Here is a 674-nt window from a genome sequence, read left to right as displayed (position 1 = left end):
CCCGTCAGGGTTTCGGCGGGTGCTCTTCGTCCGCGTTCTCCCGAGCGGCGGCCCGGTCTCATCGACGCTCTCGAGGGCGTGATCGCTCGAGTACGCGGTCGGTTCGAGTCCCGTTCCCGTGGCGAGCCACGAGCCGTGATCCGACACGGTCAACGCCGTGACGGCGGGGATCATCCCGAACGAGAGGACCGCGGCGAGCAAGGCGGCCGCACCGAGAAGAGCCGCCTTCACGCTTCCCGGGGGCGCCTCGACCCGCGGTCCGGATCGGCGAGGTCGCGGCGGCGGGGTCCCCTCATCATGGGTGCGGCCATCGTCGCGGTCACCATCGTGGTACTCGTCCTCGTCCCGACGGGCGAGCAGGCACGGTCCACGGGAGCTGCTGACCCCTCGATGGCGGCTCACGAGAACCGGCAGCGAGCGGGATCGGCGAGGGCGGATTCGTCGGCGCGCTCACCGGCCACGCCGGAGCCGGGCCCGGCCTCGAGTTCTCCCGCCGAATCGTCGGACGACGTCGTCGCCGGCGCTCGTGCGGCGCTCGACGGAATCGCTGGTTGTGCGGCGGCCCCCGACGGTTCGTGCTGGCGGTCCGTGATCGAATCGGACACGGCTCTCCTCACCGAGCTGTCGGCCTCGGAGGATCCGCTGTCCGCACTGCCTGCGGCGCTCGCGCTGCC

The 674-nt window shown here is 72.3% G+C and carries 2 protein-coding genes; both read right to left on the bottom strand.

Annotated elements, in window-relative coordinates; all coding sequences use genetic code 11:
- Positions 1-231, bottom strand: a 231-nt coding sequence (locus tag AC4FQ5_RS19775) for a hypothetical protein (RefSeq protein WP_491146294.1), incomplete at its 3' end; no start/stop codon positions are given.
- Positions 232-398: 167 nt separating this feature from the next.
- On the bottom strand, positions 399-674 hold a 276-nt coding region (locus tag AC4FQ5_RS19770; protein WP_491146291.1), incomplete at its 5' end, for a hypothetical protein.

This window comes from Chryseobacterium sp. DT-167, assembly GCF_058310155.1.
The sequence above is the reverse complement of the archived record's forward strand: the minus strand, read 5'-3'. Positions and strand labels throughout refer to the sequence as shown.